Source organism: Faecalispora jeddahensis, assembly GCF_000577335.1.
GTDB classification, from domain to species: Bacteria; Bacillota; Clostridia; order Oscillospirales; family Acutalibacteraceae; genus Faecalispora; species Faecalispora jeddahensis.
Genome location: NZ_CBYL010000007.1, coordinates 1 through 24,162 on the forward strand (window position 1 = coordinate 1; position 24,162 = coordinate 24,162).

Below are 24,162 nucleotides of genomic sequence, written 5' to 3' on the forward strand. Positions count from 1 at the left end.
ACAGCGGAGCCAAGACCGCCGATAATGGAATGTTCTTCCGCGGTAACGATCGCCCCGCATTTCCCGGCCATTGTTAAAATGATCTCGCTGTCGATGGGTTTAATGGTGTGCATGTTGACGACCGCGGCGCTCACACCGTCTTTTTCCAGCAGCTCGGCGGCTTTCAGGGCTTCCGGGATCATCAGGCCAGCTGCAATAACGCACACGTCGCCGCCATCCCTCAAAACATTTGCCTTGCCGGGGATAAACGGATCGGATTCTTTGGTGAGAATATCGCAGACCGGGCGCGCGACGCGAATATACACCGGCCCATCAATCCCGGCGGCCGCGAAGACGGCTTTTTTCATCTCAACTGCGTCGCAGGGAACAAAGATCGTCATGTCGGGCAGCACCCGCATCAGCGCGATATCTTCAATGGACTGGTGGCTGCCGCCGTCCTCGCCGACGCACAGGCCGGAGTGTGAAAGGCCAAATTTCACATTTGCATTGACATAGCTGACGGAATTGCGAATCTGCTCATAAGCGCGGCCCGCGCCGAACAGTGCGAACGTACTGACAAACGGCAGAAAGCCCGAGTGCGCAAAGCCCGCAGCTCCACACACCATGTTTGCCTCCGCGATGCCGAAGTTGAAGAAACGATCCGGATATTTTGCGGCGAAGGTACTTGTCATGGTCGCGTGCGCCAGATCGGCATCCATGACCACAACTTTATCGTTTTTTGCGCCGAGCTCTACCAGAGCTTCGCCGTACGCCACTCTTAAAGATTTGCTCTCAGCCATCGACTTCTACCCCCAGTTCCTTCATTGCGGCAATATACTGATCTTTGTTCGGCGCTTTGCCGTGCCACCCGAACTGATCCACCATAAAGGAAACGCCCTGCCCCTTATGGGTGTCGCAGCAGATGAACTTGGGTTTGCCGAAGACAGAAACCTTCAGCGCTTGCGTGATCGCGTCGACATCGTGGCCGTTCACCCGAAAGCATTCAAATCCAAACGATTCATACTTGGCCATCGGGCTGCCGACCCCCATAACCTCATCGTTGGAACCGTCGATCTGCAAGTGGTTGAAGTCGAGCAGGACGGTCAAATTGTCGAGCCGGTAGTGAGCCGCAGCCATCGCCGCCTCCCAGACAAGGCCCTCCTGCATCTCACCGTCGCCGATGAGCACGTACACCTTATAATCCGCCTTTGCATGCTTGGCCGCCATTGCCATGCCAGTCGCGATGGAAACGCCCTGGCCCAGAGATCCTGTGTTGCAGTCAACGCCCACGGTCTTTCTCATATCGGGATGCCCCTGCAGATGAGATCCGTATTGGCGAAGCGTCCAAAGATCCTCGCGCGGGAAAAAGCCCCGATCCGCCAAAACGGCATACAAAGCGGGACACGCGTGGCCCTTGCTCAGGACAAAACGGTCGCGGTCGGTCATCTGAGGGTTCTTCGGATCGATTTTCATACTGTTGTAGTAAAGAGCCAGAAGAATTTCGACGCAGGAAAGTGATCCGCCGGGGTGGCCCGACTGACAGAGATAAAGCATCTTTAGAATATCGGCCCTCAACTGTCTTGCCTTTTCTTGCTGAATTTCACGATTCATTGCTGTAACTCCTTTATTTATCCTTTTACCGCTCCGGCAGTAAGTCCCGCGACTAACCGCTTCTGTGCAAAAAAGAACATGATGCAGACAGGGATTATGGTGATTATGCCGCCCGCCGTCAGAAGATCCCACTGCACTCCCAACTGGCCGATTAAGTTTTTAAGCGCCACAGGGATCGTACGGCTGGTTTCATTGGTAAACAAGACGGCAAAGGTGTATTCATTCCAGGACGTCATAAAGATATAAGCGCCGGTGGCAACAAGACATGGGATTAATACGGGAAATATGATGCGCAGGAACGCCTGTGATCGGCTGGCTCCGTCTACCATGGCCGCTTCTTCAAGCGATTTGGGAAGATCGTTCAGATAACCATTCAGCAGCCACACGGAAAACGGAATGGTAAACGTAGTATAGGATAATATGAGAGCGATTGGAGTATAAAGGATTCCCATAGAGCGCATGATGGAATACAGAGGAATGAGCAGCAGCACCGTTGGGAACATATTGTTGGTCAAAAACATAATCATAAATATTTTTCTGCCGGGAAAGCGGAAACGCGAAAACGCGTATGCCGCCAGCATGGAAACCAGCAGGCTGACCAATGTGGTGACGCCCGCAACAAGCAGGCTGTTCCCCATAGGTTTGATAAAATTGAAATCCACAAAAAGCTTATGGTAAGAATCAAAAACCACGTTCTGCGGCCAATAGGTAACTACGCTGCCGTAAAGCTCTGATTTCGGTTTGATGGACGTCACGAATGTCCAGTAAAACGGGAAAAGCAAGAACAGCAGGATCACGCCCAGCGGGAGATAAAGGGCAAAAAAATCAATCAGACCACTGTGTCTTTTTTTCATTTTTAACCCTCCTGATTCCTGAACATACTTTTCAGATATGGAACCGCCACCACCAGCAAGAGCAGCGTCAGCAGCAGCGACATGGTGGAGGAATACCCCAGGTTGAGCGAGTTGGCCTTGTTAAAGATGTAAACGCTCAGGGTCTGGGAGGCATATGCCGGCCCGCCGCCTGTCATGCTGAAAATAACGTCCACCGAGTTCGCCACCCAGATGATACGCAGCAGCGTGGTGACGAAGATCGTGTTTTTAATGGAAGGGATCGTAATGCGAAACAGCTTTTGAGCGCCGTTCGCACCGTCGATGTCGGCAGCCTCGTACAACTCGGCGGGGACTCCCTGCAGGCCCGCAAGCAGCATCAGAGCGAAAAACGGGATGCCCTGCCAGATGATCGTCACGATCACCGATGGCATCACCGTGGATTCCTGCGCCAAGAAGGGGATCGGCATATCGATCAGGCCGACCTTCTTCAGCAGATCGTTCAGCACGCCATAGCTGCCGTCATAAATCCATCGCCACATCAGTCCGATCAGGACGCCGGGGGTAACCCAAGGGATCAGACTAACGGAACGAATGATGCCGCGCCCTTTAAAGCTCTTGTTGAGAAAATTCGCCAGGATAAAACCGAAAAGGAACTGGAATCCCACACCGAATATCACCCACAGGGCGGTTCTTAACAAAGATCCCCAAAAGATCGGATCATGAAATACCTCGATATAATTCGCAAGACCGATAAAAACAATTTCCCGGGGTCTTCTAAGATCATAGCTTTGGAAACTCATCAATATTGCATTGGCGACCGGAACAAAAACAACGGCCGCGACAATGAATAATGCGGGTGCAATTAACAAGTACGGCCATATGTACAATTTCTCTTTCTTCACACAATAGTCTCCTCTTTTCTGCTGATGATAAAATGGGCTGCTCTTTGAGCGTTGAGCAACCCATTCCGTCATTTCAATTCAGCTTATTATCTTACAGAAAACAGATTTATTTTGAGTAGAGCGCTTTGTCCAATTGTTCCATTGCCTCTTTCGCCGTTATCTTTCCTAACAGCGCCGCCTGAATCGTCGCAGGCCATGTATTGTTGATCCAGTCCGTAGTGGTATCGAGTACGGGGAGGATTCCCGCAAATGGGGCGCCCTCAATCGATATCTTCATAAAACGGTTATTCTGAATCTCTGGCATCTGCTGGACTGTTTTACTGACAGGCACGTTCCCGGTTTTCACACACCATGTTTTTTGACCAGCGCCGGTTGCCAGATAGGACATCCATTCAAAAGCAGCCTCTTTGTTTTTACTGCTTGAGAACATAACCGTTTCGGTATCCCCCATGGAGGTCCATCTGCCCTGAGGCGAATCCGGAAACGCAAAGGCGCCGACATCGTCCCCGAATTTTTCTACCATATTAACCGACGTGCCGATATGCTGTATGGTCATAGCGGTCAATCCCGACTGGAAATTCGCAATGATTTCATTGAATCCGTCATTGGGGGCCGAGGGCGGGGCGCATCCATCCTGAAACAGATCAATGAAATCCTGCATGCCTTGAATTGACGCGTCCGATGTCAGGTTATCGAAGCTTCCGCCGCGGGCATAGATAAAGCTTCCCCAAGGCTCCTGACCGCCTTTTGAACCGCGAATGCCATACCCGTAAACATCTGTTTTTCCATCCCCATTCGTATCGCGGGTCAGCTTACGACAGTCTTGCAGAAATTCCTCATAGGTCTTTGGAATATCGATACCTGCCGCCTGAAACATGGAAGGCCTGTAATAAACATAAAGGATCTGTGTGTTCCAGGGCATTAAATAAAGATTGTCGTCTTTCGTTACGCTGCGCAATGTTTTATACAGCGTATCCTGAATATCATCTTTATCCTCCCATGAATCAATGTAAGAATCCAACGGCTCTAATAAATGATTGGCTGTAAACAAGGGGGTGGATGTCAGCTTGAACCCGGCGGTATCCGGTGCGCCTCCGCCCATCGCGGCGGTAAACAAATCCTGGCTATACTGACCGCCATCCCACGGATGGATTTCAAGCTCGACCTTAATGTTTTTTCCGTTGGTCGCATTGAAATCATCCACCATGCTTTGCATAACCTGGGTATGCATGTCGCTGTCAGGCCAAAACCAGTGCTTAAGAACAATGGGCTGATTGGGACTTTCCGATTTTGCAGCAGAGGAAATGCTTTGGGATCCAGACTGGCAACCGGCCAGTGTAGTGATGGACAACGCGAATGCCAAGATCATAGTCAACGCTTTTTTACATCCAGACATTTTCTTTCCTCCCATTTCTAAATCACAATATTCCTGTTAAATGGTTCCATCCCATGTGGAGACTGTACTTTTCGCTTTTTCCTCCTCATCAAACCACCTTGTGGTTACCGATTTTGTCTCCGTATAGAAACGAATTCCATCTCTTCCCAAACAATGCAAATCGCCAAAGAAGGATCTTTTATGGCCTGAAAACGGGAATACGCCGACAGGAACCGGGATACCGACATTAACGCCTACCATACCGCCGTCCGTACGTTTTGCAAACTCACGCGCATAGTGCCCGCTCTGCGTGAAAATGACCGAACCGTTGGCAAACGGGTTGGCATTCATGACCGCAATCCCCTCTTCAAAGTCCTTTACTCGCTTAAAGCAAAGTACGGGCCCAAATATTTCTCTCTCGCCGATTGTCATACCGGGCTCGACATGATCAAAAATCGTCGGGCCCAAGTAAAACCCATTTTCATAGCCGGGAACGGAAGGGTTTCGTCCATCCAAAACAAGACGGGCGCCTTCCTTGATCCCCAGCTCGATCCAATCGAGGACCGACTTTTTATGATCCGCATTGATTACAGGGCCTAAATTTGTGCTTGGATCATACGCCGGGCCAATCTTTAAATTCCTGGCCATTTGTATGGTCGCTTCGATCAGCTCGTCCGCAATACTTTCCTGTACACAGACAACCGGCAGCGCCATACAGCGTTCTCCCGCGCATCCAAAAGAAGCGTTAATGATTCCCGCGGCCGTGCGCTGGATCGGAGAATCCTCCAGCACCAAAGCATGATTTTTCGCTTCACAAAGTGCCTGTACGCGCTTGCCCGCCTGCGCCGCCTTTGAATAGATCGACAGTCCCACTTGTGTGGAGCCCACAAAGGAAATCCCCACGACATCCGGATGTGTCAACAAGATTTCCGCTTCATGCCGTGAACAGGTGACAATATTAATGACACCATCCGGGAGTCCCGCCTTTTGATACAGCTCAGCAAACTTCATGACTGTCATCGGCGTGAAACTGGCCGCTTTTATCACAATCGTATTGCCGCAGGCGACGCATTGGGGAGTCATCCACCCCATCGGAATCATCGCGGGAAAATTGAAGGGAACAATGCCGGCGAACACACCCATCGGCTCCCGATACAGCACGGTATCGTATCCGGAAGAGGCATCCCGCAGAGTCTCCCCCATTCCCGAAAGCAAAGAAGGGATCGAGCAGGCAAGCTCTGTGCCTTCCTTCGCTTTTAAAATATCTCCCTGGGCTTCTTCCCACGCTTTTCCGTTTTCCCTTGCGACGCTGAGTGTCAGCTCATCCATGTTTTCTTCAATCAGCTGCCGGACCTTATGTAGAATCTGTGCCCGTTTGACGGGTGAGGTGTTTGACCACCCGGGGTATGCGGCTTTTGCCGCAGTGACTGCGCTTTCCACTTCTTCTTTTGTACAGCATGGAGCCTCCGCAATTATTTCCCCTGTGCTCGGATTATAAATCGGTAGGTACTTTTCTGTCTTTGATACCACCCATTGCCCGTTGATAAAAGGCTGTAACCGCTGTATCGTGCCCATTTTGATCCCCCATTTTCTTTCAGATTTAAGGTCTTATTGCCTGCATCTTCTGTTCTGCTGCTCTTTGTACCTCTTGCATCGGTAACTGAAAAAGCTTGATTCGGTCAAATTCATCCGGTTGGTCCTCCATAGCCTGCCTCAATGTTTTGCCAAAAGCCATGCGCAAAGAAGTGCCAATATTGATTTTACTGACGCCGGAAGCGGATAGCTTTTTCAAATCTTCATCCGGAACACCGGTAGAACCGTGAATCACCAGAGGGACCTTTACCATCTCATGAATCCGCTTCAGCCTGTCAAACTGAATATTCGCGGTTTGTGCGGTCATCCGATGCACTGTTCCCACTGCAACCGCGAGGCAGTCCACTCCGGTCGCCTGATAAAATTCCAGCGCCTCTTCCGGTTCCGTATAAATCCATTTCGCCTTGACCGCCGGATCCGAATAACCAACCGAGCCAATTTCGGCCTCTACCGAAACGTCGTGAGGGTGAGCAAGAGCGATTACTTTGCGTGTCAGGCCGATATTCTCTTCCTTGCTGAGCTGAGAACCATCAAACATAACGGAGCTGAATCCGACCTGTATCGCCAGCTCAATCGATTTCATGCAGATCGAATGGTCAAGATGAACGCTCACCGCGACGGATGCCTTTTTTGCCAGCGATATCAGCATCGGCCCGATGATATCTAACGGAATATGGTTTTCCGCGTCGCGATTTACCATCAGAATAACCGGTTCCTTTAAATTTTCGGCCGCTTTGATTACCGATACGGCGTCTTCATAGCCGTAAACATTAAAACCGGCAATTGCGTAATTGTTATGTTGTTTAAACAGATGGTTTAAGTTAACCAACACATTTCATACCTCCCAACAGATTGATATGGCAAATAATTGTTGTCTTTTGGTTATATAATGGTTAAATTCTGCGAACAATATAACATTATTATGGGCAATTGTCAAGATACCTTTTTATATTTTTTATAAACTTTGCGCATTTTCACCTGTTTCTAGATTATTTAAGCAAACAGAAAGCTGGTATCAGTTGGAATATTCCAACTGATACCAGCTTTCTGTTTGCTCTTTTAAATTTTCAGCTAATACTCCGTACCAGCTAATCCGCAATAATCAGTTCCACACCATGTTCTTTAAAGTACTCAACATAACGATTGGACGGCATTTTATCGGTAATAACCGCATTGAAATCAGGCAGCTTCGCATAGGTTAACAGAGAAAACTTATCGAATTTTGTGCTGTCTATTAATAAATAAGTGATTGTACTGCATTCCAGCGCCGCTTTTTTGACCTCGTATTCTCCCTCCGTGGAATTTGTCGCGCCATGCTCAATGGAAACGGCTGTAGCAGAGAGAAAAGCTTTGCCGATATTATAATTTTTAAAAATTCTTGCCGCGTCGGCCCCCACAGTGGAGTATGTTTCTTTTGCCAGCTGGCCTCCAGTAGCAAAAACACGATAATCATTTTCATAGATCGATCTGATCAGGATTTCCAAGTTATTGGTAAAAAGCGTTAAATTCAAATTTTTCGGCAATTGATCGAATAAACTTGTGGCGGTTGTTCCGGAATCAATGAAAATCGCATCTCCATCCTGAACAAATTCTGCCGCTTTTTTGGCAATCCTCTGCTTTAGATCAATATTGGTTGTATTTCGTTCTTCAAACGGCACTGTTTCTTTGACGTTATTTGCGATTACGCCTCCATAAATTTTGCTGATCGTGCCACGTTTGACCAAAGAATCCAAATCGCGGCGTATCGTATTCCGCGAAACTTGAAACACTTCACACAAAGTATCAATACTGACCGTTTTGTTTTCTAAAATATAATCATTGATTTGTTCAATTCGCTGTGTACGCAAATTTTTACAACCCCTTTAACCATTCACATAATATATATTTCTTATCGATTCTTATATATTATTTATATTATTATAGTCCACTTTTTCTTATAAATCAATATGATATTTTGTATATCGATTGACAATCGAATAAATTTGCGCTAATATGTTCAATACAGAACAATAATATAACCAAAATATAATCATTTTATAGAAAAGGAGAGTCGTATATGGAATACATTCACTTTGATCATAGCCGTGCCTATGACTTAGTTCCCCTTGGCAGAATCTGTATTGATTTTAGTCCTGTTGATATCAATCAGTCTTTGGTCTATAGTAATCATTTTAACAAATATGTCGGCGGTTCTCCCGCCAACATCGCTGTCGGCATGGCGCGTTTAGGGAAAAAGGTGGGTTTTATCGGCAAAATATCCGATGATCGGTTCGGTGAATATGTCGTCCAGTATTTTCGGGCGGAAAGAATTGATACCTCTCATATCACCCGCTGTAAAAACGGTGAAAAGCTTGGCCTGGCCTTTACGGAAATTCTCAGTCCCACGCAAAGCAGCCTACTGATGTACCGTGATGGAGTAGCAGATTTGCAGCTGGATCCCGAAGATATTGACGAGGAGTACATTAAAAATACGAAGATACTTTTAATTTCCGGTACGGCATTATGTAAAAGTCCAAGCCGTGAAGCTGCCCTGAAAGCAATACAGCTGGCTAAAAAATATCATACTGTGGTTGTTTTTGATATTGATTATCGAGCCTATTCCTGGAAATCGAAGGATGAAATTTCCATATATTATTCTTTGGTGGGAAAAGAGAGCGATATCATCATTGGCTCAAAAGAAGAATTTGATCTGATGGAACGCCTTATGATAAACGGGACAAGCTCAGATGCACAAACGGCCCGCAGATGGCATAGCTTCGGCTGTAAAATCGTCATCATCAAGCATGGGAAGGAAGGTTCTACCGCCTATACAAATGATGGCGAGAGCTATGTGATAAAGCCATTTTCCATTCAGTTGCTGAAATCGTTCGGCGGTGGAGACGGCTACGGTTCAGCATTTCTCTACGCGCTTTTGGAAGGATGGCCGATGATGGATGCATTGGAATTTGGCACGGCCTCCGCCGCAATGCTGGTCTCTGCCCCAAGCTGTTCGGCAGCTATGCCAACTGTCCAACAGATTCAGGAATTTATTGCTGAGAACAAGGCAAAAAACGGAGAAGTAGTGACAAAGGAATAGGGCACGACAGTTTGCTCAAATAGAGTTTAGTCTATTCACCGCACAATGCTGCCTTTATGCTTTAGGGTGGCTGGGCCAAAAGGCGCAAAACAAGGTCCGTCGTTAAAAAAAAGAAAATGGGAGAGCTCCTGACAAGATATTTCTCCCTTCACAACAAACCCAGATCAAAGGAAAAGACCAGCCTACAAGGCTGGTCTTTTCCTTTGATCTGGGGATAAAAACCGGGCAGCTAAGTTCGATCACCGTTTGCCTCGGGGAGGGGGGCCTTAAGGCGCCCCCTCCCCTTGATGAAAAGCCGTCAATTCAAAAGCTTACTTTTATTGGGAAACCGGAATGCCCCAAATCTCCCGCGCGTACTCGCGCACCGTGCGGTCGCTGGAAAACTGCCCGGCGTGCGCGGTATTCGTCAGGCATTTGCGCGAGAACTGCTCCGCATTGCGATAATCGCGGTTCGCGCGCAGCTTGGCGTCACAGTAGGATTCGAAATCGCGCAGCAGATAGTACTGGTCGGGGCGGTGCCACGACGCGCCTTTCAGCAGCGAATCGTACAGCTCGAGGAACAACCCGGTGTCGCCATCGTCGAGCGTGCCGTCGACCAGGGTATCTACCACGCGGCGAATACGTGGGTTCGATTCGTACAGCGCTTTGGGGTTATAGGTATCAGAAATATCAGCAATTTCTTCGACCGTCGCGCCGAAAATATAATTGTTCTCTGCCCCGGCCTGCTCGACGATTTCGATATTCGCGCCATCCAGCGTACCGAGCGTGACCGCGCCGTTCAGCATCAGCTTCATGTTGCCGGTGCCGCTGGCCTCGGTGCCCGCGGTGGAGATCTGCTCGGATACATCCGCCGCCGGAATCAGCTTTTCGGCATAGGACACATTATAGTTCTGCACAAACAGCACCTGAATTTTGCTGCGCACCCCGGGGTCTGCATCGACCATGCGGGCGATCTCGTTGATGAATTTGATAATCCCCTTGGCGCGGCGGTAACCGGGCGCGGCCTTGGCCCCGAACAAAAACGCGGTGGGTGTAAAATCGGTCAGCGTGCCGTCTTTGATGGCAAAATACAGGTCGAGAATCGAAAACGCATTCAAAAGCTGACGCTTGTATTCGTGCAGGCGCTTGATCTGCACATCGAATATAAAATCGGGGTTCAGCTCGTAGCCGTATTCATGGATGCGAACGTGATTGCACAGCTGAATTTTTTTCTGCCGCTTGATCGCGCGAAACTGTGCGAGAGATGCCAAGTCATTCAGGTAAGGCGCGAGGCGCTCGAGCTGATTTAAATCGGTAATCCAGCCGCTGCCGATGCGCTCGGTGATGAACGCGGTAAGCTCCTGATTGCACAAGGCCAGCCAGCGGCGCTGGGTGATGCCGTTCGTTTTATTCTGGAAGCGCTCGGGGTACATCCGGTACCACTCGGGCAGCACCGCGCTTTTCAGCAGCTCGCTGTGAATTTTCGCCACGCCGTTGGTCGCGTGGGAGGCATACACCGCAAGCCGCGCCATATGAAGCTGGCCGCCGCTGATGATCTGCAGGGCCGCTTTGTCCTGCTGCGGCACATTCCGCGCCTTGATTTCACGGCTCAAGCTGTTTTGCAGCATGACTACATAGGGGTACACCTGCGGCGCGACGGAAAGGAACAAGGAAACGTCCCATTTTTCCAGTGCTTCGGCCATGATGGTATGGTTCGTATACGCAAAGGTGTCGCGCACAATCGGGAACGCCTGCTCAAACGAAAGCTGATGCTCCTCCATCAAAAGGCGCAAAAGCTCCGGAATCGCGATAACCGGGTGGGTATCGTTGAGCTGAATCGCGTAGTCGCCGGCAAAACGGGAAAAATCCTCGCCATGGCGGCGGAGAAACTCTTTCATCAGGCTTTGCAAAGACGCGCTGCAGAAGAAATACTGCTGCTTGAGCCGCAGCCGCTTCCCGGCGGGGGTATCGTCGTTCGGGTAGAGCACCGCTGTGATTTCTTCAGCGCGCACCCGCTCCTCGACCGCTTCATCATATTTTTGCAGGTTGAACTGCTCAAAATCGAACGCGGAAAGCGGCTCTGCCTGCCACAGACGCAGCCGGTTGACGGTGTGCCCGCCCCAACCGATCACCGGCATATCGTAGGGCACGGCGCGCACGGTCTGGTCGGCAAACGAAACGATAACGGCTTCGTTTTCCCGCCGGATTCCCCAGGGGTCGCCGACCTTCTGCCAATCGTCGGCGATTTCTTTCTGAAATCCTTCCTCAAAATATTGATGGAACAGCCCGTATTTGTAGCGGATGCCAAACCCGTGCAGCGGAATCCCGTGCGTGGCTGCCGAATCCAGAAAACAAGCGGCAAGCCTGCCAAGCCCGCCGTTGCCAAGGGCATCGTCTTCAATGCTTTCAAACACGCCGGGGTCAAAGCCGTTGCGGCTCAGGTATGCGCGGCAGCGCTCCAGCAGCCCCAGGTTCAGCAGATTGCTGTAGATCAGCCGGCCGAGAAGAAATTCCGCCGAGAAATAGCAGGCCTGCTTCCCGGGATTCTCCGAAAAAGAAAGCGACTTCATCGCCGCTTTGGATACTGCGTTATACAGCTGCTCTACCGATGCTTCCCGTGCCGTTACACCGTAGTCGTATTCCAGGTATTGATCAATCTGCTGTTCAAACTGATTCATGCGCTTTTCCTCCTGCGTATCGCCAATCTGCTTTCTAGTAAATTCCATTGAAAACTGTCTCATACAAATACAATCGTTTCTTTTCCCCGCTTGCGGCGGAGAACGAAATCGGCAGTTTATTCAGTGCTGTGTCTTCCGTACAGCTTCATCATGCGGCGCAGGTTCTCCGCAAGCTCCGGTGGTACCTGGCCGGGCGCCAGCCGCCAGCGCCAATTCTGCCCCAATGTGGAGGGCGTGTTGATCCGGGCGGAATTATCCAGCCCCAGCAAATCCTGCATCTGAAAAATCACGGTATTCGCAACGCTGGCATACCCCGCACGGATGAGCGCCGCGGGAACCTCGCGGCTCGTTCTCACATTCAAATACTCTCTTGCAAAACGCATCCGCTTCCGCTTTTGGTGCGCAAAAAAGCCGACCAAAGTCTCGTTATCGTGTGTGCCGCCGTACACAACCATGTTGCGGTCAAAATGAAACGGCAGATTGGAATTGGTTTCGTCGCCGTCAAAGGCAAACTGCATCAGCTTCATGCCGGGGTATCCGCTGATTTTGAGCAGCCGGTCCACCTCCGGAATCACGACGCCGAGATTTTCTGCGATCACACGCTTGTCACCCATCACCTCGGCAATAGCTTCGATCAGCGGGCGGCCCGGGCCGGGGTTCCACCAGCCGCTTAGGGCGGTGGTCTCTTCTGCCGGGATGGAGTAGTAATGCGCGATGCCGACAAAATGATCGATGCGGATGACATCGTACAGACGCGCCGAAAAACGCATGCGCTGTTTCCACCAGGAAAATCCGTCGCGCTCCATAAACTCCCAGTCATACAGCGGGTTGCCCCACAGCTGGCCGGTTTCGGAAAACAAATCCGGCGGAACGCCCGCCACCAGCGTGGGTCTGCGCTGTTCGTCGAGCTGGAACTGCTCGCCCTGCGACCACACATCCGCACTGTCGAGCGCGACATAAATGGGGATGTCGCCGATGATCTCGATTCCCCTGTCGTTGGCATAGTCCTTCAGGCGGAACCACTGGCGAAAAAACTCAAACTGACAGAACTTCCAGAAATCCATTTCCTCCGTGCTGCGCTCGCGGCAGACCCGCAGTGCTTCCGGCTCGCGCAGGCGAAGCTCCTCCGGCCAGGCCAACCATTCCCTGCCGCCGAATTTGGTTTTCAGGGACATGTACAGCGCGTATTCCTCCAGCCATTCCGAATTTTCGCCGCAGAACAGCAAATAATCCACCGTTTTCCGGTGCCTGCTGCGCGCAAAGGCACGGCGCAGCACCGCAAATCGCTTTTCGTACAGCGCGGCGTAATCCACATCTGTGGGATTCTGCCCGCAGTCGGCCCGCTCCAGCTCTTCGGCGGTCAAAAGTCCCTGCTCCCGCAGAACATCGAGGTCGATCAGGTACGGATTCCCCGCGAACGCCGAAAAGCTCTGGTACGGGCTGTCGCCGTAGCTGGTCGGCCCCAGCGGCAGCACCTGCCACCAGCGCTGGCCGGCCTGAGCCAGAAAATCCACAAAATCATACGCCGCCTGCCCGAAGGTGCCGATCCCATAGGGGGACGGAAGGCTCGTGACCGGCAAAAGCACCCCGGCCCCGCGCTTCATTGGTTTTTGCTTTTTCATTTTATTCCCCCTCAGCCGTACCGCAGGCCGGGAAAGCTGCCCCCACGCGGCGGACGCTTTCCCCCTCCCTCAGGCAGAAATCCGCCAACTCATGAACTGCTTCCGACTGATTTTCAATGCAATCAATTAATATTTGAACTCCACGCTCCGCCATTTTCGATTTGGACTGCTCGATGGTGGCGAGCTTCGGGTTATAATACCGCGCAAGCTCGATTCCGTCGAAGCCCATCACGGAGATATCCTGCGGGATGCGGATGCCGCGGTCAAGCAGGTACCGGCACGCGCCGATCGCCATCACGTCGCTCATGGCGAATACCGCGGTGATCTCCGGGGAGCTTTGCAGCAGGCGTTCCATGGCGTGGTAGCCCTCCCCGTAAGAGAAGCGGGCTTTCTGGTACCGCCGCTCCTCCGGGAACAAAATGCCGTACCGCTCAAAGGTTTGCCGGCAGCCCAGATACCGCAGATAGCTGATGCTGTTGGTATCGAGCCGGTTGCCGCCGATCACACCGATGTTCCGGTGGCCCATCTGAATCAGGTATTCCACCGCGCGGGACGCAGCGGCCGTGTCGTCAGTGCTGACACTGGAAAGATATGAAAAGCCCAGACGATCCGCCGCGGTCGACACCAGCACGCTTGGCAGCGAAATCTGCCCGAAGCCCTCTACAAAATTCTGCAGGTTGCCGCCCAGGAACAGCAGGCCGAGCGGTTTGCTCTCGCGAATGAGCTGCTGCGCCTGAATGACCTCATCGTCCTCTTCATCCAGGTAGCACACCTGCGCGGTGTACCCGGCCTTTTCAATCAGCACCTGCATCTGCTCCAGAACCGGGGCGAACAGCATGTTTGAAATGCCCTTGACCAGAATCGCGATGCTGTTGGTCGCCGTTTGCTTAAGCTGGCGGGCGTTCTGATTGGGAACAAAGCGGTGCGCCTCAATGACCGCCTGAATCTTCCGCTTTGTTTCCTCACTGACGTCGGGATGATTATTGAGGGCTCGCGACACCGTGCTGACCGCAAACCCGGACTCCCGTGCAATATCTTTAATAGTCAATAAAAACGCCCCCAGGGTGAAAATTTGAATTCCGGGTTATCCCTTCACCGCGCCGGCCAGCACGCCTTTGATGATATACTTCTGGCAGGTTAAGTAGAAAACGATGATCGGAATGATCGAGAGCACCAGCATCGCCATCAGCGCGCCCATATCGCGTGAGCCGTACCCGCCCTGCAGGTACTGAATCGCAATCGGGATGGTGCGGAACTTGGTGCCGATGACGAGGTACGGCAGCAGAAAGTCGTTCCAGACCCACATCGCGTTCAGAATCGCCACCGTGATCGCCGTGGGGCGCAGAATGGGAAACACGATGAGAAAGAAGGTCTGAATCGGGCTACAGCCGTCAATGACAGAGGATTCCTCAATATCGACCGGCACGCTCTTGATAAAGCCGCTGAACATAAAAACCGACAGCCCGGCGCCAAAGCCCAGGTAGATCACGATGATGCCAAAGGGGTTATCAAGCCGCAGAACGTTGGCGACCTTGACCATGGTGTACATGACCATCTGGAACGGAACCACCATGCTGAACACAAACAGATAGTATAAGACGGAGGTCACCGGACTCTTTACCCGGGTAATATACCAGGCCGTCATGGACGTAAAGAGGATGATTGCCGCAACGGAAAAAACCGTAATAAATAAAGAATATCCAAACGCGCGGAAAAAATCAATCTTCTGCACGCCATTTACATAGTTATCGATGCCGGAAAAGGTGGTGGCATCCGGCAGTGCAAACGGGGCGTTGGAAATAAAGAGCTGCCCCTTGAAGGAATTTACCAGCACCAGAAGAATCGGGATCAAAAACAGAAAAAACAGAATCAACAGAAAAACAAACAGTATGGTATTGAATCGTTTCCCGCTATGCTCCATCAGTTTTCCACCTCCCTGCTGCGAGTCAGCATCAGCTGCACCAGAGCGATTCCCGCCACCAGCAGGAAGAACACGACCGCCTTGGCCTGACCGACGCCCTCATACCCCATGCGGCCATAGAAGGAATTGAAAATATCCAGAGCCAGCATGGCGCTCTGCCGCGCCGGCGCGCCGCCGGTGAGAGCAAAGTTCTGGTCGAACAGCTTAAACGAATTGGTCAGCGTTAAAAAAGTACAAATCGTGACGGACGGCATCACCAGAGGAATCGTCACATAGAGCAGCGTCTGGCGGGGAGTGGCCCCGTCGATCTGCGCCGCCTCAATCACGTCGCCGGGAATGTTCTGGATTCCCGCAATATAAATAATCATCATATAGCCGATCATCTGCCAGTTCATCAGGACAACCAGTCCCCAAAAACCATAGCTTGCATCGAACGTAATGTCAACCCCGAAATTCAGCAGCACGCCGTTGATCAGCAGCTGCCAGATATAACCGAGCACAATGCCGCCGATGAGGTTCGGCATAAAAAACGCGGTTCGGAACAAATTGGTGCCGCGGATGCCGCGTGTGAGCAGCAGCGCCAGCAAAAAGGCCAGCACGTTGATGGCGATGACAGATACAACGGTGAATTTCGCTGTAAAGCCCAGCGCATTCAGGAAATTCGAGTCCGAAAACGCACGGACGTAATTATCCGTACCCACCCATTTGGCGTTCGTTACGGTAGTGAACTTGGCGAACGACAGATACACGCCCATGAAGAACGGAACCAAAAAGGCGATCACAAACGCAATAACCGTCGGCAGCGCAAAAACGGCGAAATATTTTTTAAGTGTTTTCTGCATGCTTTCTTCTCCCCTTCCAAAGCAATCCCGGAGTGTGCGCCCCGTCACCGGCTTTTGTCCATTGATGGAAAAAGCCGCCCCGCGCCGCAGGGCGCGGGGCGGCTCTCCCGTTCATGAAAACGCAGGGATATGATTACTGGGCGCTTTCACTCTTCCATTCGGAAACAACCAGTTTTTTCACATCGACCCAGGATTTGCTGCCCTGCGAATACTGCAGCAAAGCGGCGCCAAAATCATCCTTAAAGGTTTGGCTGGGGAACACGGTGAAATTCCACGGAACCGTGTTGATACCGTCCTTGGACATCCAGTTGAGCACTTCCTTCGCCAGCGGGTCGGTAGGCTTCTCGTCCTCGGTGAAAGTGTCGAACGGAGCAATGAAGTTCAGCTTGTTGGTGACAAAGTCCTTGCCGGTCTTGCTGGAATACAGCCAATACAGGAAGTCTTCGGCTGCCTTCTGTTTTTCGGCAGGAGCCTCTTTGTTGATTGCGAAGAAGTTCTCGGTGCCGATGCACAGGCCCTGATTCTCTTCGCCGGGCATACCGGTGTAGATGGGCAGGAACTTAACATCTTCCGCTTTTACGGTATTTCCCTGCACGCCGGAGATCTGGCTCCACGCCCAGTTGCCGTTCTGAACCATCGCGGTCTGGCCGAGCGCGAATTCCGCCATGGAATCGGTGACCTGCTTGGTGCCGAGCAGATTCTTCGGAGTAATGGAGTTGTTCAAATAAAGATCAAAGATATTCTTGAAATTGTCGGAATACTGGAACTTGATTTCCTTTGTGGCGTCGCTGGTCAAGTCGATCTTGTTGTCTTTGAACTCGTAGTAAACCGGAACATTGGCCAGATGAGTCTGCCAGCGCCAGTTATCAGTGGGTTTTAAAGAGGTGGAAGAGAATACGCCCTTGATGCCGAGTTCGTCTTTTTTCGCCGTCATGTCTTCCACAACCGCCTTGAGCTTATCAAAGCTGTTGATCTCTGCCATAGAGGCTGCTTTCGCACCGGAGGTCTTGAAATATTTGTCCATGATGGCCTGGTTATAGATAATGCCGTAGCCCTCTACCACATAAGGGATGCCATATACGCCGTCGCCGTCTGTAACAGCCAGGCTCTTATCCGTCAGGTGTTTGTACAGCTCGGTGTCTTTCAGGTCTGCGCAATAATCCTTCCAGCTGGCGTAGCCTCTCGGCCCGTTGATCTGGAAGATCGTCGGCGCATCTGTTTTGGCGATTTCGGACTTCAGGGTCTGCTCATAAGTATTGGAAGCAGCAGTAACCACATTCAAAGTAACGCCGGTTTCTTCTTTATACGCTTTCGCGATCTCTTCGTAAACAGAAGCAACCTCAGGCTTAAAGTTCAGATAGTAGATGCTTTGTTCCCCCTGAGGAGCTGCACTGGCGGCACTGCTGGGGCTTCCGCCGGTGCTGTTGCTGCACGCGGCCATGGAAGCTGTCATCGCCATTGCCAGGCAAAATGCCAAAACCTTTTTCATCATTTTTCCTCCTAACAAATATGTTCTTCAGCGTTCCAGTAACGTTACCGGAAACGTTACCAGCTTCTTTCGATTTTTAGTATAGTACATTCTTTGTACGATTTCAATAGTATTTTTGAATTTATTTTTATTTTTCTCCCGAACATGCCCTGGTGATCCATTGGACAAACAGAATTTTGAAAATACCAGTTTGTCCCCTTCCCTTTGCGGCGGGGAGAAGAAGGAGTGTCATTTTTTACATCCGCTTCTCCCTGATCCGGGTTTGAAAGGCTCTGCGAAAAGCAGACCTGTCCGTGATGGATTTCGTCCAGGAGCAAGGCAGAAAAAAGAGCAGGGAGCGGATATCCGTTCCCTGCTCTTTTTATTCTAGTTCACGCCGATTCCGGCGCGTTTATTTCGCCTGATTCAGATGCTGAATGATGATCCCCGCGATGGAGGGACACGGCGCCTGACGAACCACTGCGCCGATATCGAACGCTACCATCGGCATGCCGTAAACAACACAGGACGCTTTATCCTGACCAATTGTGAAAGACCCCTGCTTCCTCATTTCGAGCAGACCCTTTGCCCCGTCGCTGCCCATACCGGTCAGGATGATCCCCATGGCGTCCTTGCCCGCCGTTTCGGCGACCGAGCGGAACAGCACATCTACCGACGGACAGTGTCCGCTGACTTTTTCGCCCGCGGCGCATTTGATATAGTAGCCTCTGGAATCCTTGGCGAGGGTCATGTGCTTATCGCCCGGTGCAATATAAGCCCGGCCCGGCTCAACACGTTCGCCGCCCTGAGCCTCCGCCACAGAAAAGCTGCAAAGCCGGTCGAGGCGCTCCGCGTACATTTTGGTAAATCCGGGCGGCATATGCTGCACGACCAGAATACCCGGAATATTCGCCGGGAGCTTCTTCAGGATTTCAAGCGTCGCCTCGGTTCCACCGGTAGAAGCGCCGATGGCAATGATTTTTTCCCCCTTGTTATTGGAGGAGAGCGCAGGCGTCGGCAGAGAATCCAGCGGTGAGGGAGCCTTGGCTTTGACCTTTGCGGTCGAGGCGATCCGGATTTTTGTCGCCAGCTCGGTAAAAAACAAGTTGTAATCGGTTCTTGCGGCAGGCTTACGGATAAAGTCGACGGCGCCTGCATCGAGCGCGTCAAAAATACCGAGATCCAGCGAGCTGACCAGCACAACCGGAACGGGCCGCCGGGGAATCAGTTTTCTTAAAAAATCCGTGCCCTTCATATCGGGCATTTCCACATCCATGGTAACGACGTCCGGCGAAAGCTCCTGAATCTTCTTCGCCGCTTCGGCTGCACTGCCTGCGGTACCCACCACCGATATTCCCTGGTCTTTCAGCAGAGCATTCTGCAGCGCCGTTCGAAAAAACAGCGAATCATCCACAATCAGAACCTTGATGATATGATTGAGAGGCATAGGTTTACTGTCCTTTCTGATACACCGACGGCTCCAGGTAAATAAACTTAGAGCTATCCCTTTGTATGGTCTCTGAATGCCCAATCAGCAAAAATCCACCTGGGATGAGCATGTCGTAGTATTTATTAATCAGCTTGTTGCGGTCGTTCTGGTCAAAATAGATCATGACATTCCGGCAGAAGATCAGATCAAACGGCTGCATCGGCGGAAAGGGCTGCATTAAATTCAGCCGCTGAAACGTCACATGACGGCGAATATCATCGTTGATGCGGTACTGGTCTGCCCCCTGCTTGACAAAATAACGGGTCAGCCAGCCCTGCGGCACGTTTTTGAGAGATTCCGCGCTGTACACGGCAGTCTTACCTGCAGACATCGCCTTTTCGGAAATATCCGTGGCGAGAACGCGGAAATCCCAGCCGGGACGGCTGAGGCTGAAGTAATCCTTCAGTACCATGCAGGTGGTATAGGCCTCTTCGCCGGAGGAACAGCCCGCGCTCCAGATCCGCACGAGCTTGCGGTGATTGACGCGCTCCTGAAGGGGCAGAAATTTATTCTTGATAAAATCAAAATGGGCCGGTTCCCGCATGAAATAGGTGTGGTTTGTCGTCAGCTTGTTCAGCAGAACGATGATTTCTTCCGGATTCTTCTGCTGGATCAGGGTCATATACTCTGAAAAGCTTTTCATGCCCTTTTCCGCCAGAACAGAATACATGCGCGCTTCAATCAACTGGCGCTTGTTTGCCAGATTGATCCCGTAGTTATTTTTTACATAGGTTACAATGGTCTGGAATTCCTGGTCTGTCAGACGTATCATAATGATCCTTTCTTCAGTGGAAAAGTTCTGGGTATTGAGGCCCCCGCCCGGTACAGCATCCAAATAAAATGATCACCGGCTCAGACGGGACACAATCGCGTCGCCAACCTGCGCCGTGGTCGCGGTTCCTCCCATATCGGGAGTGAGAACCTTCCCCTCTGTCAGCACATCCTCCATCACGTCCAGAAGCTGCTTGCCCCAATCCTCGTGGTGAAAGAAATCCAGCATCTGGCTGGCGGCCCAAACAGTGGCGAGCGGGTTTGCGGTCTGGCGGCCCGCGATGTCTGGCGCCGAACCGTGGATCGGCTCAAACATGGAAGGATATTTGCGCTCGGGGTTGATATTCGCGCCGGCCGCAAGGCCCATTCCGCCTGCAATCGCGGCGCCAAGGTCGGTAAGGATATCGCCGAACAGGTTCGAGGTAACGACTACCTCGAACGCCTCGGGGCGCTTTACCATCATCATGCTGGCCGCGTCTACCAGGTAGGAGGCGGTCTTTACATCCGGGTATTCCCGGCTCACCTCAGCAAAAATCTGATCCCAGAACACCATGGAATAATTCAGTGCGTTTCCCTTGCTCACGCTGGTCAGTGTTTTCTGCTCACGGCGCGCCAGCTCGAACGCATAGCGCATGATCCGCTCGCACCCGTGCCGGGAAAACACGCCGTTCTGGAGCACCACCTCATGGGGGGTATCACGGTAAAGCCAGCTTCCGCTGCCCGCGTATTCTCCCTCGCTGTTTTCGCGCACAAAAACCATGTCGATGTCTTCCCGCCGGACATCCTTCAGCGGACAGGGCGCTCCCCGCAGCAGCTTTACAGGCCGAAGATTGACATACTGGTCAAAGCTCTTGCGGATCGTGAGAAGCAGCCCCCAAAGGGAAACGTGATCCGGCACACCGGGAAACCCGACGGCACCGAGGAAAATGGCATCAAAGCCGCTGAGCTGCTCGATCCCATTCTCCGCCATCATTCTGCCGTTTTTCAAATAATATTCGCAGCCCCACGGAAACGTGGTGAACTCAAACCGAAATCCGCCGTCCAGCCGGGCAACCCGCTCCAACACCTTACAGCCTTCCGAAATGACCTCCGGGCCAATCCCGTCGCCGGGAATGACCGCAATCTTATGAACCTGCAAATCAAACGCCCCCTGAACTATTTCTTTGTTGTTTGTTCTCTGAAATCAGGCAAAGCCGCCCCGTGTCCTTGGTTCCCCAAGAACGCAGCGGTTCGCTATACGCCGGGCGGCAGCTTATCCTCCATCAGGCTGCGCAGGCAAAGGGTCTCTCCATCCACCCGAAAGGTTCCGTCACCATTCGCGTGAAATGTGCGGCGCTCCCTGCGTTCCAAATCCATCCAGGCCTGAGTGCCCTGCAGGATAAAGATGCCATAGGGCTCCACATAATCCAGAACACGGCATTCCAGGCAGGCCAGACATTAAGAGATCAGCGGCGCTTTTCCCCGCAGCCCCGGAAGCGGCGTCAGCCCGAATTTTCGGAACTTGTCCACATCGGCGCCGGAGCAGTCCCCGATTGCGACCGCCTTTTCCGCAAGATCGACCGTCGGAACCGCAAGCACGCATTCTTTCGTGTCCCGCAGCGCCTGAAAGGAGTGGTTCCACGGGCCGGTCGTCAGAGCGATCTGCGGGGTGAAATCCAGTACCATATGCCAGGTGATCGTCATGATGTTGTTTTTCCTCCCGTCATTTGTCGTGACAAGGAGGACCGGGCCGGGCTCCACCAGCATAAACGCCTTTTCGAGAGGAAGTTTTTGCAGCGCCATCCCCTACACCGCCCTTTCTTTTATATGGGCTTGTGCCGTTTGACTCGAAACCTCTGCGATTTAATTGTTATTGTAAAGGTTGACGACGTCGAGAATCAGGCTGATGCTGCCGTCGCCCAGTACGGCGCCGCCGGAAATCCCGGTATCCTTAATGTTGAACTGATTGAGGTATGCGGGCAAGCCCTTTACCACAACCTGCTGTTCGCCCAGCAGATCATCCGCGAGGATACAGTACACCTTCTCATGATTTTCCACCTGCACAACGATGGAATCCTCCAGCGTTTTCGCCCGGGGCTCAAGCCCGAACACAGAGTGCAGACGGATGAGCGGATAGTACTGATTGCGCATGGTGATGATCTCGTTGCCGCTGGTATCGTACAGCACCTGATCGGCCGTCACCTTCACCAGCTGCTTGATATTGTTGGTGGGGACAATGAACATGGTATCGCCCACAGAAACCTTCATGCCGTTGACGATCGCCAAAGTGAGCGGAATCTTGAACAGCACCTTCGTCCCCTTGCCGGGTTCGCTCGAGATCGTCACGTCGCCGCCGACCTTCTCCACGTTCTTCTTCACAACATCCATTCCCACGCCGCGGCCCGAATATTCGGTGACCACCTCGTTCGTGGAAAATCCGGGCATCAACAGAAAATTGTAAACCTCGCGGTTTGAATATTCTTTTTCGCTCTTTTTGAGCATCCCCTGGCGCTTGGCCTTGGCCAGCACCGCGTCGCGGTCGATTCCCTGTCCGTCGTCCTCAATGGAGATCAGGATTTCGCCGCCGGTGTTCTGCGCCGTCAGGGTAATGGTTCCCTTCGCGGGCTTGCCGTTTGCGATACGGGTCTGCTTGTCCTCCAGCCCATGATCCATCGCATTGCGCACCACGTGCATGATCGGGTCGTTGATGTTGTCCACGATCGACTTGTCGACCTCGGTATCCTCGCCAACCAGCACAAGCTCGGCATCTTTGTCCAGACTTTTGCTCATATCGCGCACGATGCGGCGCATTTTCTGGAATACGCCCGAAATCGGAACCATCCGGATGGACATAACGATTTCCTGCAGCTCGTCCGTCAGCTTGCGCAGCTGGCGCGAAGCTTTGGTGTAGCTGTTATCCACGCCGCTGTCATTGGTCTGCACGGAATGAGAGGACGTTACCATTGATTCCGTAATGACGATCTCACCCACAAGGTCCATCAGATTGTCGAGCTTCGACAGGTTGACGTTGATGAGATTCTGCTTGACGGCCAGGTGATTTCCGTTTCCGTTGTTCGCGGCAGGCTCGTTGCTTGCAGCCGTCTTTTCCTCTTTGGTGTTTTTCGCCTGCTCCTTCTGTTGCGTCAAGGGAGAAAGAACGGTATAATTTTTGGTGTACACAAAGTTTTCGATGCTCTTGAGCGAGGACTCCATTTCTTCTTTTGTGTGGAACAAAATCAGAAGCCCATCTCTTCCGATCACATCTGCTGCGCCGGGGTTGGAATCCAGCTGCTCCGGCACGCTGCGTACCGCGATGCCGTTTTCGGCAATGGCGTGCACCAGGAGCATGGCGCGCAGATGGACCATCTCGGTTTCTTCTTCAAAGAACACGCGTACCGGGAAGGGATATTCTTCTCCGCTTGCGGCGGGCTGGCGCACCTGCACGGGTGCTGCCGGGGCCGGAACAGGGGCCACGGGAGCCGGAGCGGCGGCAGGCTCTGCGGCCGGCTGCTCTGCCGGGGCGCTTGGCTGCACCTGCGCGGCTGCTTCGGGTTCTTCCGGGGCTTCTCCGGAAATCTTTTTGAGGAAAGAATTAATTTCTTCCTCCAAACTGCCGATATTTGTAATAAGCGGTTCGTTATTTTCGATTTTCTCAACTTCCGTTTTCAGAAAATCGCTGGATTTGAACATCAGGTCCGTGAGCGGCTCGTTGTACTCCGAAGAAATGCCGTGTTCTCTTACATAATAGAACAGGTCTTCCATCTTATGAGTCACCGTAGCCATGCTGTCAAACTGCATCATTGCAGAAGAACCCTTGATCGTGTGCATGATGCGAAAGATCTCGTCGATACTGTCCGAATCAAAATCGCACGCCTGCTCGCAGCGAAGGAGGATTTCATCTAGATGCGTCAGCAAACCGTTGGTTTCGAACAAATAAACTTCCAGCAAAGATTCCATATTGTTATCCATGAATGATAGCCACCGCCTATCTTAAAAATTCCGAAAGGAATAAACTAGAAAAAGCCAGAAAGTTCTGTCTTTCTC

21 protein-coding genes are annotated in these 24,162 nt (G+C 51.9%); 1 reads left to right on the forward strand and 20 read right to left on the reverse strand.

Going from position 1 to position 24,162, the window contains the following annotated elements:
• The 8 genes from TY09_RS04180 to TY09_RS04215 all read right to left on the reverse strand — a co-directional run.
• Nucleotides 1–779 (reverse strand): transketolase family protein (locus tag TY09_RS04180; RefSeq protein ID WP_042431469.1); only part of this gene is annotated, 779 nt, incomplete at its 3' end.
• Complete coding sequence (locus TY09_RS04185; protein WP_042431471.1) at nucleotides 772–1,590, reverse strand: transketolase; 819 nt, start codon at nucleotides 1,588–1,590, stop codon at nucleotides 772–774. The genes TY09_RS04185 and TY09_RS04180, both read right to left, overlap by 8 nt.
• Nucleotides 1,591–1,607: 17 nt before the next feature.
• The gene (locus tag TY09_RS04190; RefSeq protein ID WP_042431473.1) at nucleotides 1,608–2,444 is read right to left on the reverse strand and encodes a carbohydrate ABC transporter permease; all 837 of its coding nucleotides are present in this window, start codon (nucleotides 2,442–2,444) and stop codon (nucleotides 1,608–1,610) included.
• A 2-nt stretch (nucleotides 2,445–2,446) separates the two neighbouring features.
• The gene (locus TY09_RS04195; RefSeq protein ID WP_009063099.1) at nucleotides 2,447–3,325 is read right to left on the reverse strand and encodes a carbohydrate ABC transporter permease; all 879 of its coding nucleotides are present in this window, start codon (nucleotides 3,323–3,325) and stop codon (nucleotides 2,447–2,449) included.
• Between the two features lie 106 nt (nucleotides 3,326–3,431).
• Nucleotides 3,432–4,736 carry an ABC transporter substrate-binding protein gene (locus tag TY09_RS04200; protein ID WP_242841431.1) on the reverse strand — a complete coding sequence of 435 codons (1,305 nt, stop codon included), beginning with the start codon at nucleotides 4,734–4,736 and terminating at the stop codon, nucleotides 3,432–3,434.
• A 21-nt stretch (nucleotides 4,737–4,757) separates the two neighbouring features.
• On the reverse strand, nucleotides 4,758–6,275 hold the full coding sequence (locus TY09_RS04205; protein WP_042431478.1) for a CoA-acylating methylmalonate-semialdehyde dehydrogenase: 1,518 nt from the start codon (nucleotides 6,273–6,275) through the stop codon (nucleotides 4,758–4,760).
• A 25-nt stretch (nucleotides 6,276–6,300) separates the two neighbouring features.
• Nucleotides 6,301–7,125, reverse strand: coding sequence for a class II fructose-bisphosphate aldolase (locus TY09_RS04210; RefSeq protein WP_042431479.1), 825 nt, complete (start codon nucleotides 7,123–7,125; stop codon nucleotides 6,301–6,303).
• A 256-nt stretch (nucleotides 7,126–7,381) separates the two neighbouring features.
• Nucleotides 7,382–8,140: a DeoR/GlpR family DNA-binding transcription regulator gene (locus TY09_RS04215; RefSeq protein WP_009063161.1), complete on the reverse strand. Its 759-nt coding sequence runs from the start codon at nucleotides 8,138–8,140 to the stop codon at nucleotides 7,382–7,384.
• A gap of 209 nt (nucleotides 8,141–8,349) precedes the next feature.
• Between TY09_RS04215 and iolC the strand changes: the two genes are divergently transcribed.
• Nucleotides 8,350–9,369, forward strand: coding sequence for a 5-dehydro-2-deoxygluconokinase (gene iolC, locus TY09_RS04220; protein WP_042431482.1), 1,020 nt, complete (start codon nucleotides 8,350–8,352; stop codon nucleotides 9,367–9,369).
• 317 nt (nucleotides 9,370–9,686) lie between these two features.
• Here the strand turns inward: iolC and TY09_RS04225 are convergent, their stop codons facing one another.
• The 12 genes from TY09_RS04225 to TY09_RS04275 form a co-directional block, all read right to left on the reverse strand.
• Nucleotides 9,687–12,074, reverse strand: coding sequence for a glycogen/starch/alpha-glucan phosphorylase (locus tag TY09_RS04225; RefSeq protein ID WP_081759595.1), 2,388 nt, complete (start codon nucleotides 12,072–12,074; stop codon nucleotides 9,687–9,689).
• A 68-nt stretch (nucleotides 12,075–12,142) separates the two neighbouring features.
• Entirely contained in the window at nucleotides 12,143–13,648 is a 1,506-nt protein-coding gene (malQ, locus tag TY09_RS04230) for a 4-alpha-glucanotransferase (RefSeq protein ID WP_042431483.1), read from the reverse strand.
• 1 nt (nucleotide 13,649) lies between these two features.
• Entirely contained in the window at nucleotides 13,650–14,696 is a 1,047-nt protein-coding gene (locus tag TY09_RS04235) for a LacI family DNA-binding transcriptional regulator (protein ID WP_020071834.1), read from the reverse strand.
• Nucleotides 14,697–14,732: 36 nt separating this feature from the next.
• A complete protein-coding gene (locus TY09_RS04240; RefSeq protein ID WP_020071835.1) occupies nucleotides 14,733–15,569 on the reverse strand; it encodes a carbohydrate ABC transporter permease in 837 nt (278 codons plus the stop codon).
• Nucleotides 15,569–16,411 (reverse strand): carbohydrate ABC transporter permease, encoded by an 843-nt coding sequence (locus tag TY09_RS04245; RefSeq protein ID WP_042431484.1) that lies wholly within the window; start codon nucleotides 16,409–16,411, stop codon nucleotides 15,569–15,571. Before TY09_RS04245 ends, TY09_RS04240 begins: the two co-directional genes overlap by 1 nt.
• A gap of 133 nt (nucleotides 16,412–16,544) precedes the next feature.
• Entirely contained in the window at nucleotides 16,545–17,903 is a 1,359-nt protein-coding gene (locus TY09_RS04250) for an ABC transporter substrate-binding protein (protein ID WP_081759596.1), read from the reverse strand.
• Between the two features lie 388 nt (nucleotides 17,904–18,291).
• Nucleotides 18,292–19,326, reverse strand: a complete 1,035-nt coding sequence (locus tag TY09_RS04255) for a protein-glutamate methylesterase/protein-glutamine glutaminase (RefSeq protein WP_042431486.1) — start codon at nucleotides 19,324–19,326, stop codon at nucleotides 18,292–18,294.
• Nucleotides 19,327–19,330: 4 nt separating this feature from the next.
• Complete coding sequence (locus TY09_RS04260) at nucleotides 19,331–20,140, reverse strand: CheR family methyltransferase (protein WP_035316810.1); 810 nt, start codon at nucleotides 20,138–20,140, stop codon at nucleotides 19,331–19,333.
• A gap of 72 nt (nucleotides 20,141–20,212) precedes the next feature.
• Nucleotides 20,213–21,277 (reverse strand): tartrate dehydrogenase, encoded by a 1,065-nt coding sequence (locus TY09_RS04265; RefSeq protein WP_042431488.1) that lies wholly within the window; start codon nucleotides 21,275–21,277, stop codon nucleotides 20,213–20,215.
• Between the two features lie 95 nt (nucleotides 21,278–21,372).
• Nucleotides 21,373–21,540 (reverse strand): hypothetical protein, encoded by a 168-nt coding sequence (locus TY09_RS18780; protein WP_242841432.1) that lies wholly within the window; start codon nucleotides 21,538–21,540, stop codon nucleotides 21,373–21,375.
• Between the two features lie 36 nt (nucleotides 21,541–21,576).
• Nucleotides 21,577–21,921: a flavin reductase family protein gene (locus tag TY09_RS18785; protein WP_242841433.1), complete on the reverse strand. Its 345-nt coding sequence runs from the start codon at nucleotides 21,919–21,921 to the stop codon at nucleotides 21,577–21,579.
• A 60-nt stretch (nucleotides 21,922–21,981) separates the two neighbouring features.
• Nucleotides 21,982–24,087: a chemotaxis protein CheA gene (locus tag TY09_RS04275; RefSeq protein ID WP_052335552.1), complete on the reverse strand. Its 2,106-nt coding sequence runs from the start codon at nucleotides 24,085–24,087 to the stop codon at nucleotides 21,982–21,984.
• Between the last annotated feature and the right edge of the window lie 75 nt (nucleotides 24,088–24,162).